Genomic DNA, 16,035 nt, shown 5'->3' with positions numbered 1-16,035 from the left:
CATGGTGCAGTGGTTCTTCACGCTCGGTCCGTGGACCTGGATCATCATCGGCCTGCTGCTGCTGAGCCTTGAAGTGCTCGCACCGGGGCAGTTTTTCCTCTGGGTCGGCATCTCGGCCATCATCGTCGGCGTGCTCGAATTCGTGATCGACATGTCGTGGCAGGTCGAACTGATCGTGTTCGGCGTGCTGTCGCTGGTCACTGTCATTGCCTACCGCGTCTTCGTGCGCGGGCGGCCGGACCTGTCTGACAAGCCGTTCCTGAACCGGCGCACGCACAGTCTCGTCGGGCGCACGTTCCAGCTTGTCGAGGCGATCGACCACGGCGAGGGGAAGATCCGCATCAACGACACGCAGTGGCGCGTGCGGGGGCCGGACCTGCCGCTTGGCTCGCGGGTCAAGGTCGTCCGGTCCGATGGTGCAATGCTGATCGTGGAGCCGGCCGAGGCCGACTAGGGCCGGGCCGTTCGAGCCGTTCCTACGGCTTGTGGTCCTGCGGCAGGGGCGGTGCCTCGTGCAGCAGCAGGATCGAGATGCGCCGGTTGGCGGCGAGGAACGTGTCTTCGGGAAACAGCGGGTCGCTGTCGGCCTTGCCGGAAACCTCGGCAAAGCGCGATTCCGTCACGCCGGCTTCCTCGAGCATCCGGCGGATCGCGTTGGCCCGGTCGGCGGAGAGTTCCCAGCGGCCATAGTCAGGGCGTTCTTCCGAACGGTCGGAGCTGGTGTGCCCTGAAATGACGATGCGGTTGGGCAGCCGCGCGATCACCGGGGCCATGGCCTTCAGGATGGTGCGCGTGCGCTCATAAGGGTATTTCGAGCCTTCCGGGAACATCGAGCGCCCGTCTTCATCGACGAGCTGGATATTCAGTCCTTCCGGGACTTCCTCGACGAGGATCTGCGAGGAAATCTGCATCAGTTCCGGCATTTCCTGCCAAGCCTGGCGCAGCGAGACGGCGGCCGTCGCGAACTGGCGCGGCTTCTCGACGTCGGATTTCTCGATCTCGTGGGTGTTGGCTTCCGGACCCTGCTTGGAGCGCTGGTCGTGGCTTTCCTCGGCGAAGTCGGAATCGGTTTCGGTGTCGACGGATGAGACCTGCTTGACGTAGTCGCGCGTGGGCGCGCCCTCGAATTCGATCATGCCGGCCTTCTTGCTCTCGGTCTTCACGCCGAAGGCGTCCTTCATCGAGCCGGCGACGATCTGGAGCTTCTGGGTGTCCTGGATCGAGAAGGAAATGATGAGCACGAAGAAGCAGGCGAGCAGCGCCATCAGGTCGGAGAAGGTGACGATCCACTCCGGCGGTCCGCTGGCGCCCTGTTTCTGTCTGCGTGCCATTCCGGGGCCTTAAGCCGAAGCCTCGGCGAATGCCGCGCGGCCCTTTTCCGGCAGGTAGGAAATCAGCATTTCCTTGACCAGGTTCGGGCTCTTGGAGTCACGCAGCTGCATCACGCCGTCGAGGATGAGCGTCAGGTTGACGTCCTCGATCTTGGATTTCAATTCGAGCTTGTCGGCTACTGGCAGGCAGACGAGGTTGGCGATGATGGCGCCGTAGAGGGTCGTCAGCAGGGCGATGGCCATGGACGGACCGATCTTGGAGGGGTCGTCCATGTTAGCCAGCATCGCGACGAGGCCGACGAGCGTGCCGATCATGCCGAAGGCGGGGGCGGCATCGCCAATGGCCTTGAAGATGCGCTGTCCGTCCTGCAGGCGCTCCAGCATCAGGTCGCGCTCGCGTTCCAGCGACTCGCGGATGAAGTCGTGGTCGTAGCCGTCGGCGATGTACTGCACGCCCTTGGCGAGAAACTCGTGATCGACCTCGACGCCTTCGAGACCAAGCGGACCCTGCTTGCGGGCGACGTCGGCCAGTTCGGCGATCTCGTTGATGAGGTCGTGGGGCTCGATGCGGCGATGGGTGAAGGCCGTCTTCCCGCCAAGAATCAGCGCTGACGCCACGTTGGCGAGCGGAAAGCGTACCAGGGTCGCCGCGGATGCGCCGCCAACAACGATCAGGACCGAGGGGACGTCGACAAACGCGCCGATCTCCCCGCCGAGGAAGATGGCGAGGCCAACGACGAAGGCACCAAAGATGATGCCGATGATGGTAGCCAGATCCATGGAAACAGCCCGCAATCAAGGCGCAAGGCGCGCAGGTACTCGCGGCAGACTAAAGGCCCGCTTCCTAATCAAGCTTTAAGCTGGCGACCAAAAGGCCGGATATCAGGCCACGCCGGCGCGCAACAGGTCGTGAATATGCACGATGCCAACCGGGCGGCCTTCGGTATCGATGACGAAGACCGCCGTGATCTGCGCGCTGTTGAGCATCTCAAGCGCGGAGGAGGCCAGCAGGTCGGGGCTGACAGTCTTTGGCGAGCGCGTCATGACTTCGCCTGCGGTGCGCGACAGCAGGTTGTTGGTCATGTGTCGGCGCAGGTCGCCGTCAGTCACGATGCCGATGAGCTTGCCGTCGGACGAAGTCACGCCGAGGCAGCCGAAGCTCTTCTCGGTCATGGTGACCAGCGCTTCCTGCATCGGTGCATCCTCGTGCGCCAGCGGCAGTCCTTCGCCGGAATGCATCATGTCGACCACGAACATCAGGCTCGCGCCCAGCTGGCCGCCGGGGTGGAAGACCTTGAAATCGTGCGCGGTGAAGCCGTGTTCCTCGAGCAGCGCGACGGCGAGCGCATCACCCAGTGCCAGCTGCATCACGGTCGAGGTGGTTGGCGCGAGGCCATGCGGACAGGCTTCCGGCGTGATCGGCAGCACCAGCGCAACGTCAGCGGCACTGGCGAGGTTTGAGGAGGCGCGCGACGTCATCGCGATGAGCGTGACGCGGAAGCGCCGCGTGTAGTCGATGATGTTGCGCAGTTCCGCCGTTTCGCCAGACCAGGACAGCGCGATGATGACATCGTCGGTGGTGATCATGCCGAGGTCGCCGTGGCTCGCCTCGCTTGGGTGCACGAAGAAGGCAGGCGTGCCGGTCGAGGCGAGCGTTGCGGCGAGCTTCTGGCCAACGTGGCCGCTCTTGCCCATGCCGGTGACGATGACACGGCCCTTTGCCTGCCGGATTTTCTCGACGCCATCTGCCAGTGCGACGCCCAGTTCGCCCTGAATCGCATCGTGAAGCGCGTCGAGGCCTGCGCGTTCCGTCGCGACGGTGCGCAGGGCGGACTCAGCGGCGTTCGGGATTTCCGGCTGGGCTGTGTTCTTGCTCATGGAGGATGACCGTTTCGACCGGTTCGGCTGCGGTGTGGAGGGGGTGTTACCAGATCGCTTGCGGGCCCGCCAGAGGCGGCACTTAAGCGGCCATTAACCATAAATGGGCGATCACAAAGGTTGAGAGCGGGGCGAATGGCGCTTCGCGATGCGCGGTTTCGAAGCTTGAACCGCGCCCTGGGCCGGGCCAACCGTGAGCGTTCGTCAGTCAGCCAGTCGTCTGGGTCTGCTTGCCGGCATGTTGCTGGCGAGCACGGCCCTGCCTGCATTGGCGCAGACGGCGAGCGAGCAGAACGCAGCTTGGGATACCGGCCTGCGCGGGCAGGCACAGGACGCGGCGACCGGTCAGAATTCGGTCGATGGGACCGGCGCACCGCTGGCCATTGGGGACAATCGCCCGCAGCCGCCGCGCCTGTTTTCCCCGCAACCGAACACGCAATCACAGCCGGGTGCGCCCTGGCCCGACAGTGGCGGAAGTGCCGCTGCGGGCCGCATCGGATTGCCCGAGCCTGAATATCTCGGAGATCAATCCCGGCGTCCGCTGCTTCGCGGCGGCGCGTCCGCCCTGGAAGCCGAGGCCGGGCGCGACCGGTCCGAGGCGCTGGATTCCGAAGGGGTCGATTCCGGCGAGGCACGACGCGAGGAACGTGACGAACAGGACCGGCTGCGCCGGGCCGTCGATGCGCTGGACGAACGCGATTTCGTGGCCGGGTTCGACGACGAGACCGGGGCGGATTTCGCGCGGCGAGCGCGCGCTCGCGACGATGATGCCTATGCGCCGCTCGGCATTCGCGCGGGCAGTTTCATCGTGCGGCCAAGCGTGGAACTGCGCGCCGGGCATACGTCTTCCAGCAGCGAGGACACCGATTTCCTGCGGCTTGAGCCGGAACTGGTCGTGGAGAGCGACTGGATCAGGCACCAGTTCAATGCGCGCGCCACGGTGCGCCATGAAGAATCCGACGGGGACCCGTCGAGCGACACCCGGGTCGACGGGCGCGCGGAACTGCGCCTCGACGTGAACCGCGACATGGTGGCGAATTTCGAACTGAACATGTCGCGCGACCGCGTGAACCCGAGCGACCCGGACCTGCCCGCGACGGCGCTGGAGGAAACCGAAGTCGACGAGATCGGCTTCGTCGCGCAGTTGAGCCGCCGCTTCGGGCGGTTTCTGGCAACGATCAGCGGCTCCGTCACCGACTATGCCTATGGCGACACGGCGATTTCCGGCGGCGGGCCGGCGGTCGATGGCAGCGAGCAGGATTACCGCGCATGGGAAGCGGGCCTGCGGCTCGATTACGAATCCACCGACCGTCTCGGCCTGTTCACGGAAGTTGCGGTCAACACGCGCGACTATGACCGGGACGTGTCGTCGGGAGGCCTGAGGCTTGGCTCGGACGGTGTGTCGGTGCTGGGCGGCGTGACGTTTGGCGGGGGAGGGCGGCTGCGGGGTGAAGCCGGGATCGGCTACCAGTTCCAGAGGCCCGATGAGCCGACATTCGGCGACGTGCACGCTTTCCTCGCCCGCGCGGCAATCCTCTACGAGGCGAGCGCCCTCACGACCCTGTCATTCACGGCCGATACCGAGATCGACGACACGATCGGCGGATCCGGCAGCGTGACCGTCCATACCCTGCGTGCCGGTGTCGCGCATGCGCTTCGCCGAAACGTGCTGCTGACGGCGGGCGTCGGTGCGCGCTTTGAAGGCTCGGCCACCACGCTCAGCGCGGAAGCCGGCGCGGAGTACAAACTCAATCGTTCGCTCGCCGTTGTGGCCGACGTGCTGCACGAGGTCAGCCGCGACGGCGGACAGGACGACACCGAGACGACCGTGACGATGGGCATGCGGCTGGAGCGCTAGGTTTTGCCTCTTGCCGATGGTCAGACGTCGCCGATGAGATCGTTCAGCGCGCGGCGGAAGTCCGGCGCGATGTCGGGGCGCGACAGTGCGAACGCGACGTTGGCGGCAAGGAAGCCGATCTTGTTGCCGCAGTCGAACGACTTGCCCTTGAAGTGATAACCGTAGAACGGCTGGGTCTCGCCGAGCCGGATCATGGCATCGGTGAGCTGGATTTCGCCGCCTGCGCCGGTCTCGTGGCTTGCGAGGATCTTGAAGATTTCAGGTTGCAGGATGTAGCGGCCGGAGATGAACTTGTTGGACGGCGCGGTGCCCTGGGCCGGCTTTTCGACCATGTCGGTGACCTTGAAGGCGTTGCCGGCCTCTTCGCCGATGCCGACGATGCCATAGCGGTGGGCGAGTTCCGGCTCGCACTCCTCGACGGCGATGAGGTTCGATTTCTCCGGCAGGCTTTCCAGCGTGTCGAGCATCTGCTTCAGGCAGCCAGGTTCGTCCTGCATGACCATGTCGGGCAGCAGCAGCGCGAACGGCTCGTTGCCGACGAGTTCGCGCGCGCACCACACCGCGTGGCCAAGGCCGAGCGGCTCCTGCTGGCGAGTGAAGCTGGTGCTGCCGGCGCCCGGCAGGCTGTCTTCCAGCTCGCCCATCTCTTCCTTCTTGCCGCGCCGCTCCAGCGTCGATTCCAGTTCGAACTGGCGGTCGAAATGGTCCTCGATGACGCCCTTGTTACGGCCGGTGACGAAGATGAAGTGCTCGATGCCGGCCTCGCGGGCCTCGTCCACCACGTGCTGAATGACCGGACGGTCGACGACCGTGAGCATCTCCTTCGGCATGGCCTTGGTTGCGGGCAGGAAGCGGGTGCCGAGGCCGGCGACGGGAAACACGGCCTTTCTGATGCGCTGCATGGTGTCGAAACCTCCGGGGAAGAACGGTCGTCAGGTGGGAAACGGATAGCACATGCCGCCGAAAAATAACGGTTTCACGCGCGAATCGTAAGTCTGGTTACCAGAACGTAACGCACCACCGTCAGAATCGGCTCACCCAGCGGACAAAAACCTTCAAAGGCAGTGACCACATGAGCGTACTCGTAACCGGCGGTGCCGGCTATATCGGCAGCCACATGACCCTTGCGCTCGCCGACCGCGGCGAGGAAGTGGTCGTGCTCGACAACCTGAGCACCGGCGTGGAGACCAATGTCGATGCCCGCTCGGAGCTCGTGGTGGGCGATGCCGGTGACCACGAGCTGGTCTGCCGCCTGATCGACACCCACGGCATTGATGCCATCGTCCATTTCGCCGGTTCCATCGTGGTGCCGGATTCCATCGCCGACCCGCTCGGCTACTACCTCAACAACACCGTGAAGACGCGCGCGCTGATCCAGGCTGCCGTCGACAAGGGGCTTAAGGCGTTCATCTTCTCCTCGACCGCAGCGGTCTACGGAATTCCCGCCGAGAATCCCATCGCGGAAACCGTTCCGCTTGCCCCGATATCGCCTTACGGCGCTTCCAAGATGATGACCGAGATGATGCTTCGCGACACCGGCGTGGCCCACCCACTGCGGCATGTCGCCTTGCGTTATTTCAACGTCGCGGGGGCAGACCCGGAGGGACGCAGCGGCCAGTCGACACCGCGCGCGACCCATCTCATCAAGGTTGCCAGCCAAGCAGCGCTCGGGCAGCGGCCCCATCTCGACGTTTTCGGGACCGACTACGAAACGCCGGACGGGACATGCATTCGCGACTACATCCACGTTTCGGATTTGATCGGCGCGCACGTGCTGGCGCTCGACTACCTGCGGCGTGGCGGGGACTCCCGGACGATGAACTGCGGCTACGGAACGGGCTACTCCGTGATGGAGGTCATCGACGCGGTGAAGCGGGTTTCGGGCACGGAGTTCGCGGTGAAGCTTTGCCCGCGCCGGGCGGGCGATCCGCCGGCGCTGGTCTCGCGTGCGGAGGCCGTGCGCAGCACGCTGGGCTGGACGCCGCAATACGCCGACCTCGATCTCATCGTTCGCCATGCGCTGAACTGGGAGAACAAGTTGCAGTCCTCCGGCGCGGCGGCATAGCGGCGCACGGAACGCCAAACCGACCAGCACTCAAATTCACCTTTTCAAAGATGCGGGCCATGAGCAGACACATACTCACGACCTTTCTTGCCGCAGCGGCGATGCTGCTGGCGGCCAATGCCCCGGCTTCGGCCAATTTCAGCAAGTTCGTCGACGGCCTGTGGCCGCAGGCGCGCAACGCCGGCGTCAGCCGTTCGACGTTCAATGCCGCCTTCAACGGCATGACGCCGGACCCGAAGGTGATCGCGCAGACGCGCAAGCAGGCGGAATTCGTCAAGCCGATCTGGGAATACCTGTCGACCGCCGTGTCGGACCAGCGTGTCAGCACCGGGCGCGAGAAATTCGCCGCCTATCGCAGCACCATCGCCAATATCGAGCAGCGCTTCGGTGTCGAAGGCAACGTGGTGCTGGCGATCTGGGGCATGGAAACGAACTACGGCGGCTACATGGGCAAGAACAACGCCGTTCGCGCGCTCGCCACGCTCGCCTACCACAACTACCGCGGCGACTTCTTCCGCAACGAGCTGATCAACGCACTGGTCATTCTGGAGCAGGGGCACACCCAGGCGCGCAACATGGAAGGCTCGTGGGCCGGCGCGATGGGGCACACGCAGTTCATGCCGTCGAGCTTCATGAAATATGCTGCCGACTATGATGGCGACGGCCACAAGGACATCTGGAACAAGGTGCCGGATGCGCTGGCGTCCACCGCGAACTACCTGAAGTCCTTCGGCTGGCGCACCGGCGAAACCTGGGGCTACGAGGTCGATCTGCCTCCGGGCTTCAACTACGCGCTCGCCGACGAAAAGACCGAACGCACGCTCGGCGAATGGCGCAAGCTTGGCATCACCCGCACGCGCGGCCGCGAATTCCCTCGTCCCAGCGACCGCGCGACGCTCGTCGTTCCGGCCGGTGCGCGCGGACCGGCGTTCCTGATGCTGCCGAACTTCGGCGTCATCAAGCGCTACAACAACGCCACGGCTTATGCGCTCGGTGTTGGGCACCTGGCTGACCGGATCATCGGCGGCGGGCCGTTCGAGAAGAGCTGGCCCGAGGGCGAGCCCGGCATGAGCCGCAAGGATACCGAGGAAATGCAGCGGTTACTGACGCGGCGCGGCTTCGATGCAGGCAAGCCGGACGGCAAGGCCGGTCCATCGACGCGCGCTGCCGTGCGCGCCTACCAGAAGGCACGCGGCATCGTGGCGGACGGATATCCGAGCCATGCGATCCTGAAGCAACTTCGCACGGGGGGATGACGTTGAGGCTTGTTGATGCCGCATTCGGGCGGCAGGCTTTCGAAACGCAGCGGTAGCGGGTAGTGTCCGCGCCGATTGAACGCTGCGGCCACCAAGCGGAGCCTCGATGACCCGTTACCTCCGACTGATCGCGTTTTTCGCCGCCTGCATTGCAACGGCGACGGTCATGCTGGCCGCGCCCGTTCCGGCGCGCGCGCAGGCGCAGGGCGAAATCCAGCTTGCGCAGGTAGATCCGCTGGCGAATTTCTTCCGTGGCATCTTCGGCGGGCGCAAGCGCGTGCTGCGCCGCCAGCAGCGCCAACCGCAGCGCGACTACAATCCGCGTCCGCGCCGCAGCGAACCCGCGCCGCCCAAGGTCGTCGTGGAACCCAAGGACGATGACGCCCGCGTCGTGTGGGTGTTCGGCGACAGCATCGCAGCCAGCCTTGCACAAGGCCTGGAGGAGGCCTTCGCCGAAGACCCGAGCGTGAAGATCACCGGCATCTCGGAAACCAATTCCGGCCTGGTCCGCTACGACCACCATGACTGGCAGCAGGTCATCACCGAGAAGCTGGAAGACCCGGAAACCCGGATGGACATGGCGGTGCTGGCCGTTGGCATCAACGACCGGCAGCGCTTCCGGCTGGAAGAGGGCCGCGTCGAATTCGGCACGCCCGAATGGGGCGAGAAATACGAAAAGCGCCTGCGCGACCTGATCGAGCTCTTCTATGAGCGCCGCGTTCCGGTGATCTGGGTTGGCCTGCCCCCCACGACGTCATCCAAGATGAACAAGGATTTCCTCGCCTTCAACGCCCGCTATCGGCAGGCGGTTGAGGAGTACGGCGGCAGCTTCGTCGATATCTGGACGAACTTCCTCGACGAGAACGAGCGCTATTCGTCCTACGGACCGGACGTGACGGGCCGCAAGCGGCTGCTGCGCCGCAAGGACGGCATCAACTATTCGCGCGCCGGCGGACGCAAGCTGGCGTTCTATGTCGAGAAGCAGATCAAACGCGTGATCGGGGCGGGCGGCATCGCCTCGCTACCTGGCATCTCGACCCGCCGCACCGGGCCGGACCCGCGCGAGACGGGCATCGGCTACGTCTTCGATCTCACCGGGCCGCTTGCCGCCGACAATGGCCGGCTTGCCGGCGGGCCGGATGACGAGCCGCTGCGCAACGACCAGACGAGCGCCTACCAGAAGGTGCTGGTGGAAGGCGCATCCATGCCGGTCGTTGGCGGTGTTCACATCGACGGCGATCCGCTGGCGGGTGGCGACGCGCCAGCGACTGACGACACCGCGCAGGACGACACGTCCGGCGAACCGGCCCGCGTCACGCAGTAGCGTTTCATTCGTTGCAGCGAAAAACAGTCAGCACGCCCATCAGCGCGTTTTAACCAGCGCGCTGATATTCAACAGCCCAAATCAGCGCGGAAGCGTCGTCTCGCCCATCAGGTCGAGGTCGATCTGGCGGGCAGCCTGACGGCCCTCGCGGATCGCCCACACCACCAGTGACTGGCCACGGCGCATGTCGCCTGCCGCGTACACCTTCGGCACTGACGTGCGGTAGGTGTTGGTATCCGCAAGCACGTTCCCGCGCGGATCGCAGTCCGGCATCATTTCATCCAGAAGCCCGTCACGGATCGGCCCGGAAAAGCCGATGGCGAGCAGGACGAGGTCGGCGCGGATCTTGAACTCCGTGCCCTCGATGGGATGACGTTTGTCATCCACGCGGGCGCACAGGACGTGCTTCACGCGGCCGTTCTTGCCCTCGATGCCGAGCGTTGCGGCAGAGAATTCGCGCTCCGCGCCTTCCGCCTGGCTGGAGGAGGTACGGAACTTGGTCGGCCAGAAGGGCCAGACCAGCATCTTGTCCTCGCGCAGCGGCGGGATCGGGCGAATGTCGAGCTGGGTCACCGACAGCGCGCCCTGGCGGAACGAGGTGCCGACGCAGTCCGACGCGGTGTCGCCGCCGCCCACGACGACGACATGCTTGCCGCCGGCGAGGATCGGAGCTTCCGGCGTCGGCGGTTCGTTGCCGACACGGCGGTTCTGCTGAACGAGGAACGGCATGGCGTAGTGCACGCCTTCCAGGTCCACGCCGGGCAGGCCCGGGTCACGCGGCATCTCGGCGCCGGCGGACAGCAGCACGGCATCATGGCTGTCGATCAGTTCGGACGACTTCATGTTGACGCCGACATTGACGCCGTAATGGAACGTCACACCCTCGGCTTCCATCTGCTGGACGCGCCTGTCGATGTGGTGCTTTTCCATCTTGAAGTCGGGAATGCCGTAGCGCAGCAGGCCGCCAGCCTTGGGTTCACGCTCGTAGACGTGGACTTCGTGGCCGACGCGTGCGAGCTGCTGGGCAGCCGCCATGCCGGCGGAGCCGGAGCCGATGATGGCGATCTTCTTGCCGGTCTTCTCAGACGGTGGCTCGGGCTTGATCAGCCCCATCTCGAAGCCTTTGTCGGCGATGGCCTGCTCGATGGTCTTGATGGAGACGGGCGCGTCCTCGAGGTTCAGCGTGCAGGCTTCCTCGCACGGGGCGGGGCAGACGCGGCCGGTGAACTCGGGGAAGTTGTTGGTGGTGTGCAGGTTGCGCAGCGCTTCTTCCCAGTCGGACTGGTAGACGAGGTCGTTCCAGTCCGGGATCTGGTTGTTCACCGGGCAGCCGGTGTGACAGTACGGCACGCCGCAATCCATGCAGCGCGCGGCCTGCTTCGCGACATCGTCTTCCGACATCGGCAGCGTGAATTCGCCGAAATGGCGAATGCGGTCGGACGCCGGCTGGTACTTCTGATCCTGCCGGTCGATTTCGAGAAATCCGGTTACCTTGCCCATGTCAGTCGGTCCGTTTCCTGCTTCTGCACGTTTTACTCTGCCGCCACGCCCATGCGCTGGCGTTCCATCTCCTGGAGCGCGCGCCGGTATTCGAGCGGCATGATCTTCACGAATTTCGGCCGGTACGTATCCCAGTTCTCCAGGATTTCGCGCGCACGACCGGAGTCCGTGTAGTGCAGGTGGTTCATGATCATCTGGTGCAGGCGCTCGCTGTCGTGGCGGGTCATGTCGCCTGAAATGTCGACACGGCCATGCCACTCGATGTCGCCGCCATGGTGGTGGAGACGTTCGAGAAGATCGTCCTCCTCCACGACAGGTTCGAGATCGACCATCGCGAGGTTGCACCGCTTGGCGAAGTCGCCGGCTTCATCCAGCACGTAGGCGACGCCACCCGACATGCCTGCCGCGAAGTTGCGGCCCGTTTCGCCAATGACGACGACGAGGCCGCCGGTCATGTATTCGCAGCCGTGGTCGCCGCAGCCTTCAACAACGGCCAGCGCGCCGGAGTTGCGCACCGCGAAGCGCTCGCCCGCGACACCGCGGAAGTAGCACTCGCCCGACACCGCGCCATAGAGCACCGTGTTGCCGACGATGATCGACTGCTCCGGCACGATGCGCGCCTTGGGTGAGGGACGCACGACGATGCGACCACCCGACAGGCCCTTGCCGACATAGTCGTTGGCATCGCCGGTCAGGTTGAAGGTGATGCCGCTCATCAGCCACGCGCCGAAGCTCTGGCCGGCTGTGCCGGTCAGGTTCACGGTGATCGAGTTGTCTTCCAGGCCCTCGTAGCCGTGGGCCTTGGCGACCTCACCCGACAGCATGGCACCGGCGGAGCGGTCCACGTTGTGGATTTCGGTCTCGATCGTCACCGGTTCGCCGCCATCGATGGTGCTGCGGGCCTTTTCGATCAGCTTGCGGTCAAGCACGTCGTCGATGGGGTGCTCCTGCCGCTCTGTGTTGAGGATCGCGACGTCAGCACCCACCTTCGGCTTGGCGAAGACATTGGTGAAGTCCAGTCCCTTGGCCTTCCAGTGGTCGATCATGCCGCGCTTGTCGAGCAGGTCGGACCGGCCGATCAGCTGGTCGAACCGGGTGAACCCAAGCTCGGCCATGAGGGCACGCACTTCCTCGGCGACGAAGAAGAAGTAGTTGATGACGTGCTCGGGCGCGCCGCGGAAGCGCTTGCGCAGGACCGGGTCCTGCGTCGCGACGCCCACGGGGCAGGTGTTGAGGTGGCACTTGCGCATCATGATGCATCCCGCCGCGATGAGCGGGGCGGTGGAGAAGCCGAACTCGTCGGCTCCCAGCATCGCGCCAACGATCACGTCGCGTCCGGTGCGAAGCCCGCCATCGACCTGCAGCCTCACGCGGCCGCGAAGCCGGTTCAGCACCAGGGTCTGGTGGGTTTCGGCAAGTCCCATCTCCCACGGGCTGCCCGCGTGCTTGATGGAAGTCAGCGGGGAAGCGCCCGTGCCGCCGTCAAAGCCGGAAATGGTGATGTGGTCGGCGCGCGCTTTGGCAACGCCGGCGGCGACGGTGCCGACGCCGACTTCCGAGACGAGCTTCACCGAGATATCGGCGGCCGGGTTGACGTTCTTCAGGTCGAAGATGAGCTGCGCCAGGTCCTCGATCGAGTAGATGTCATGATGCGGCGGCGGCGAGATGAGGCCGACGCCCGGCGTCGAGTGTCGCACCTTGGCGATGACGGCATCGACCTTGTGTCCGGGCAGCTGGCCGCCTTCGCCGGGCTTGGCACCCTGCGCGACCTTGATCTGAATCTGGTCGGCGTTGACGAGATACTCGGTGGTGACGCCGAAGCGCCCCGAGGCGACCTGCTTGATCGCCGAGCGCATGGAATCGCCGTTGGGCAGCGGTTCGAAGCGCTCCGATTCCTCGCCGCCCTCGCCGGTGTTGGACTTGCCGCCGATGCGGTTCATCGCCAGCGCCAGCGTGGTGTGCGCCTCGCGGCTGATCGAGCCGAAGGACATGGCGCCGGTCGCGAAACGCTTGACGATCTCGGTGGCCGGTTCGACCTCGGAGATATCGACAGGCTGGTGGCCGCTGGCGTCGGCGCCTTTGATGTCGAACAGGCCGCGGATGGTCAGCAGGGCCTCGCTCTGTCCGTTGACGGCATCGGCATACGACGCGTAGCGGTCGGCGGCATTGCCGCGCACGGCATGCTGCAGGTCGGCGACGACTTCCGGCGTCCAGGCATGGTCCTCGCCGCGCACGCGCAGCGCGTACTCACCGCCAACTTCCAGATGACGGCGAAGCACCGGATCATCGGAGAAGGCGCTGGTGTGGCGCTGGAATGTTTCTTCCGCCACTTCTTCAAGGTCGATGCCCTCGATGGTGGTGGCGGTGCCGAAGAAGAAGCGGTCCACGAACTTGCTCGCAAGGCCCACGGCATCGAAAATCTGCGCGCCGCAATAGGACTGGTAGGTCGAGATGCCCATCTTGGACATGACCTTCAGGATGCCCTTGTCGATGGCCTTGATATAGCGGGCGACGATCTCTTCCTCGTCGACCTCTTCCGGCAGCAGGGACTGCATGGAAAGCAAAGTCTCGAAGGCGAGATAGGGGTTGATCGCTTCTGCGCCGTAGCCGGCCAACACGCAGAAATGATGCACTTCGCGGGCTTCACCGGTTTCCACCACGAGGCCGACCGAGGTGCGAAGCCCCTTGCGGATCAGGTGATGGTGGACGGCGGCGGTCGCCAGCAGGGCAGGGATCGGGATGCGCTTGGCCGAAACCAGGCGATCCGACAGGACGATGATGTTGTAGCCGTCGTGCACGGCGCGCTCGGCGCGCTCGCACAGAATCTCGATCGCAGGCGCCATACCTTCCGCGCCGCGTTCGGTCGCGAAGGTGATGTCCAGCGTCTTGGTCTGGAACTGATTGTCAGCGATGTCGCCGATGGTGCGGATCTTCTCCAGGTCCATGTTGGTGAGGATCGGCTGGCGCACTTCGAGCCGCTTCTGGCTGGACAGGCCTTCCAGGTCGAACAGGTTCGGGCGCGGGCCGATGAACGACACAAGGCTCATGACCGATTCCTCTCGGATCGGATCAATCGGCGGGTTCGTCACCTGCGCGAAGTTCTGCTTGAAGTAGCTGTAGAGCAGCTTTGGCTTGTCGGAGAGCGCGGAAATCGGCGTGTCGGTCCCCATCGAGCCAATGGCTTCCTGGCCGGTCACGGCCATGGGCGCCATCAGGATCTTGGTGTCTTCCTGGCTGTAGCCGAAGGCCTTCTGCCGGTCGAACAGGGAAACCTGGCTGGTCGACAGCGGAATGCCGGACGCCGGCATGTCTTCCAGGAAGAGCTGCGAACGCTCCAGCCACTCCTTGTAGGGGTTGGCTTCGGCCAGTGACGACTTGATCTCGGCATCGGAGATGATGCGGCCTTCCTCAAGGTCGATCAGCAGCATCTTGCCGGGCTGCAGACGCCACTTGCGGACGATCTTCTCTTCGGGAATGTCCAGCGTGCCCATCTCGGAGGCCATGATGACGTAATCGTCGTCGGTCACGAGGAAGCGGGCCGGACGCAGGCCGTTGCGGTCCAGCGTCGCGCCGATCTGGCGGCCATCGGTGAAGGTCACGGCCGCCGGGCCATCCCACGGCTCCATGAGGGCTGCGTGATACTCGTAGAAGGCGCGGCGTTCCTCGTCCATCAGCGGGTTGCCGGCCCAGGCTTCCGGGATCAGCATCATCACCGCGTGGGCCAGCGAGTAGCCGCCCATGGTGAGAAATTCGAGCGCGTTGTCGAAGCACGCGGTGTCCGACTGGCCTTCATAGGAGATCGGCCACAGGCGCGAGATGGAATCGCCGAACAGCGGCGAGGACACGCTCGCCTGACGCGCCGCCATCCAGTTGACGTTGCCGCGCAGGGTGTTGATCTCGCCGTTGTGGGCCACCATCCGGTAGGGGTGGGCCAGCGGCCAGGCCGGGAAGGTGTTGGTCGAGAAGCGCTGGTGAACAAGTGCGACCGCCGAGGTGAAGCGCTCGTCCTTCAGGTCGTTGTAGTAGGCGCCAAGCTGGTAGGCGAGGAACATGCCCTTGTAGACGATGGTGCGGGTCGCCATCGACACGGGATAATAGCCACCGGTGTTGACGTCTTCCAGCTCCAGCCGGCGGTTGGACACCACCTTGCGCACCAGGAACAGCTTGCGCTCGAAGGCGCGCTCTTCCAGCTCGTCGGGGCGTGCAATGAAGACCTGCATGTGAACAGGCTCGGTGGCGCGCACGCCATCGGACAGGCAGGAGTTGTCGACGGGGACTTCACGCCAGCCGAGAACCGTCAGGCCTTCTTCGGCGGCAGTCTTTTCCAGCAGGTCGACGATGACCTTCCGGCCCGCATCGTCCTGCGGCATGAAGAACACGCCGACGCCGTAGTCGCCGACGGCGGGCAGCTCGAAACCGAGCTTGCTGCATTCCTCTGCGAAGAAATCGTGCGGGATCTGAACCAGCATGCCCGCGCCGTCACCCTCAAGCGGGTCGGCACCGACGGCACCGCGATGGGTCAGGTTCTCAAGCATGGCGAGACCATCGCGCACGACCTTGTGCGAGGCCTGGTTCTTCATGTGCGCGACGAAGCCGACGCCGCAGGCATCATGCTCGTTGCGCGGATCATAGAGACCCGTTTTCTGAGGCATCCCATGGGCGAGGGTGGCAAGATGTGACGGTGCGGTGGACGTCTTGTTTTCCACGATCGGCACTCCCCTGTCTAAAGTGGCAAACACGCGTTGCCAGGTTTCGTCCATGGCCGGATTTTTCGCGCACGAAACCGGCGTCGGCGGCCCCTTTCATGTGAGCCCGACACCGGT

The 16,035-nt window shown here is 64.8% G+C and carries 11 protein-coding genes; 5 read left to right on the top strand and 6 right to left on the bottom strand.

Going from position 1 to position 16,035, the window contains the following annotated elements:
- Nucleotide 1 precedes the first annotated feature (1 nt).
- Nucleotides 2-454 (top strand): NfeD family protein, encoded by a 453-nt coding sequence (locus ACKTEK_RS12515; protein ID WP_409165632.1) that lies wholly within the window; start codon nucleotides 2-4, stop codon nucleotides 452-454.
- 22 nt (nucleotides 455-476) lie between these two features.
- Here ACKTEK_RS12515 and ACKTEK_RS12510 read toward each other — a convergent pair whose 3' ends face one another.
- The 3 genes from ACKTEK_RS12510 to ACKTEK_RS12500 form a co-directional block, all read right to left on the bottom strand.
- On the bottom strand, nucleotides 477-1,331 hold the full coding sequence (locus tag ACKTEK_RS12510) for a flagellar motor protein MotB (protein ID WP_409165631.1): 855 nt from the start codon (nucleotides 1,329-1,331) through the stop codon (nucleotides 477-479).
- Nucleotides 1,332-1,340: 9 nt separating this feature from the next.
- Nucleotides 1,341-2,111 carry a motility protein A gene (locus ACKTEK_RS12505; RefSeq protein ID WP_409165630.1) on the bottom strand — a complete coding sequence of 257 codons (771 nt, stop codon included), beginning with the start codon at nucleotides 2,109-2,111 and terminating at the stop codon, nucleotides 1,341-1,343.
- A 102-nt stretch (nucleotides 2,112-2,213) separates the two neighbouring features.
- Nucleotides 2,214-3,209, bottom strand: a complete 996-nt coding sequence (locus ACKTEK_RS12500) for an SIS domain-containing protein (RefSeq protein ID WP_409165629.1) — start codon at nucleotides 3,207-3,209, stop codon at nucleotides 2,214-2,216.
- Between the two features lie 193 nt (nucleotides 3,210-3,402).
- Between ACKTEK_RS12500 and ACKTEK_RS12495 the strand changes: the two genes are divergently transcribed.
- Nucleotides 3,403-5,067, top strand: a complete 1,665-nt coding sequence (locus tag ACKTEK_RS12495) for an outer membrane beta-barrel protein (protein ID WP_409165628.1) — start codon at nucleotides 3,403-3,405, stop codon at nucleotides 5,065-5,067.
- A 20-nt stretch (nucleotides 5,068-5,087) separates the two neighbouring features.
- Here ACKTEK_RS12495 and ACKTEK_RS12490 read toward each other — a convergent pair whose 3' ends face one another.
- The gene (locus tag ACKTEK_RS12490) at nucleotides 5,088-5,969 is read right to left on the bottom strand and encodes a UTP--glucose-1-phosphate uridylyltransferase (RefSeq protein ID WP_409165627.1); all 882 of its coding nucleotides are present in this window, start codon (nucleotides 5,967-5,969) and stop codon (nucleotides 5,088-5,090) included.
- Nucleotides 5,970-6,139: 170 nt separating this feature from the next.
- On the opposite strand from ACKTEK_RS12490, the gene galE reads away from it, so the two are divergent.
- The 3 genes from galE to ACKTEK_RS12475 all read left to right on the top strand — a co-directional run bounded on the left by galE (nucleotide 6,140) and on the right by ACKTEK_RS12475 (nucleotide 9,712).
- Entirely contained in the window at nucleotides 6,140-7,132 is a 993-nt protein-coding gene (gene galE / locus ACKTEK_RS12485; protein ID WP_409165626.1) for a UDP-glucose 4-epimerase GalE, read from the top strand.
- A gap of 59 nt (nucleotides 7,133-7,191) precedes the next feature.
- Nucleotides 7,192-8,388, top strand: coding sequence for a lytic murein transglycosylase (locus ACKTEK_RS12480; RefSeq protein ID WP_409165625.1), 1,197 nt, complete (start codon nucleotides 7,192-7,194; stop codon nucleotides 8,386-8,388).
- Between the two features lie 106 nt (nucleotides 8,389-8,494).
- Entirely contained in the window at nucleotides 8,495-9,712 is a 1,218-nt protein-coding gene (locus ACKTEK_RS12475) for a DUF459 domain-containing protein (protein WP_409165624.1), read from the top strand.
- A gap of 81 nt (nucleotides 9,713-9,793) precedes the next feature.
- Here ACKTEK_RS12475 and ACKTEK_RS12470 read toward each other — a convergent pair whose 3' ends face one another.
- Both ACKTEK_RS12470 and gltB read right to left on the bottom strand, forming a co-directional pair.
- A complete protein-coding gene (locus tag ACKTEK_RS12470) occupies nucleotides 9,794-11,212 on the bottom strand; it encodes a glutamate synthase subunit beta (protein ID WP_409165623.1) in 1,419 nt (472 codons plus the stop codon).
- A 32-nt stretch (nucleotides 11,213-11,244) separates the two neighbouring features.
- Nucleotides 11,245-15,972, bottom strand: coding sequence for a glutamate synthase large subunit (gltB, locus tag ACKTEK_RS12465; RefSeq protein WP_409165622.1), 4,728 nt, complete (start codon nucleotides 15,970-15,972; stop codon nucleotides 11,245-11,247).
- Nucleotides 15,973-16,035: the final 63 nt, after the last annotated feature.

The organism is Tepidamorphus sp. 3E244, from assembly GCF_046159835.1.
Taxonomy (GTDB): Bacteria; Pseudomonadota; Alphaproteobacteria; order Rhizobiales; family Tepidamorphaceae; genus JACKJK01.
The sequence above is the reverse complement of the archived record's forward strand: the minus strand, read 5'-3'. Positions and strand labels throughout refer to the sequence as shown.

Coding starts and splice junctions, on each gene's coding strand:
- ACKTEK_RS12515 (WP_409165632.1), top strand. CDS start 2: ATGGTGCAGTGGTTCTTCACGCTCGGTCCGTGGACCTGGATCATCATC.
- ACKTEK_RS12510 (WP_409165631.1), bottom strand. CDS start 1,331: ATGGCACGCAGACAGAAACAGGGCGCCAGCGGACCGCCGGAGTGGATC.
- ACKTEK_RS12505 (WP_409165630.1), bottom strand. CDS start 2,111: ATGGATCTGGCTACCATCATCGGCATCATCTTTGGTGCCTTCGTCGTT.
- ACKTEK_RS12500 (WP_409165629.1), bottom strand. CDS start 3,209: ATGAGCAAGAACACAGCCCAGCCGGAAATCCCGAACGCCGCTGAGTCC.
- ACKTEK_RS12490 (WP_409165627.1), bottom strand. CDS start 5,969: ATGCAGCGCATCAGAAAGGCCGTGTTTCCCGTCGCCGGCCTCGGCACC.
- galE (WP_409165626.1), top strand. CDS start 6,140: ATGAGCGTACTCGTAACCGGCGGTGCCGGCTATATCGGCAGCCACATG.
- ACKTEK_RS12480 (WP_409165625.1), top strand. CDS start 7,192: ATGAGCAGACACATACTCACGACCTTTCTTGCCGCAGCGGCGATGCTG.
- ACKTEK_RS12475 (WP_409165624.1), top strand. CDS start 8,495: ATGACCCGTTACCTCCGACTGATCGCGTTTTTCGCCGCCTGCATTGCA.
- ACKTEK_RS12470 (WP_409165623.1), bottom strand. CDS start 11,212: ATGGGCAAGGTAACCGGATTTCTCGAAATCGACCGGCAGGATCAGAAG.
- gltB (WP_409165622.1), bottom strand. CDS start 15,972: ATGGACGAAACCTGGCAACGCGTGTTTGCCACTTTAGACAGGGGAGTG.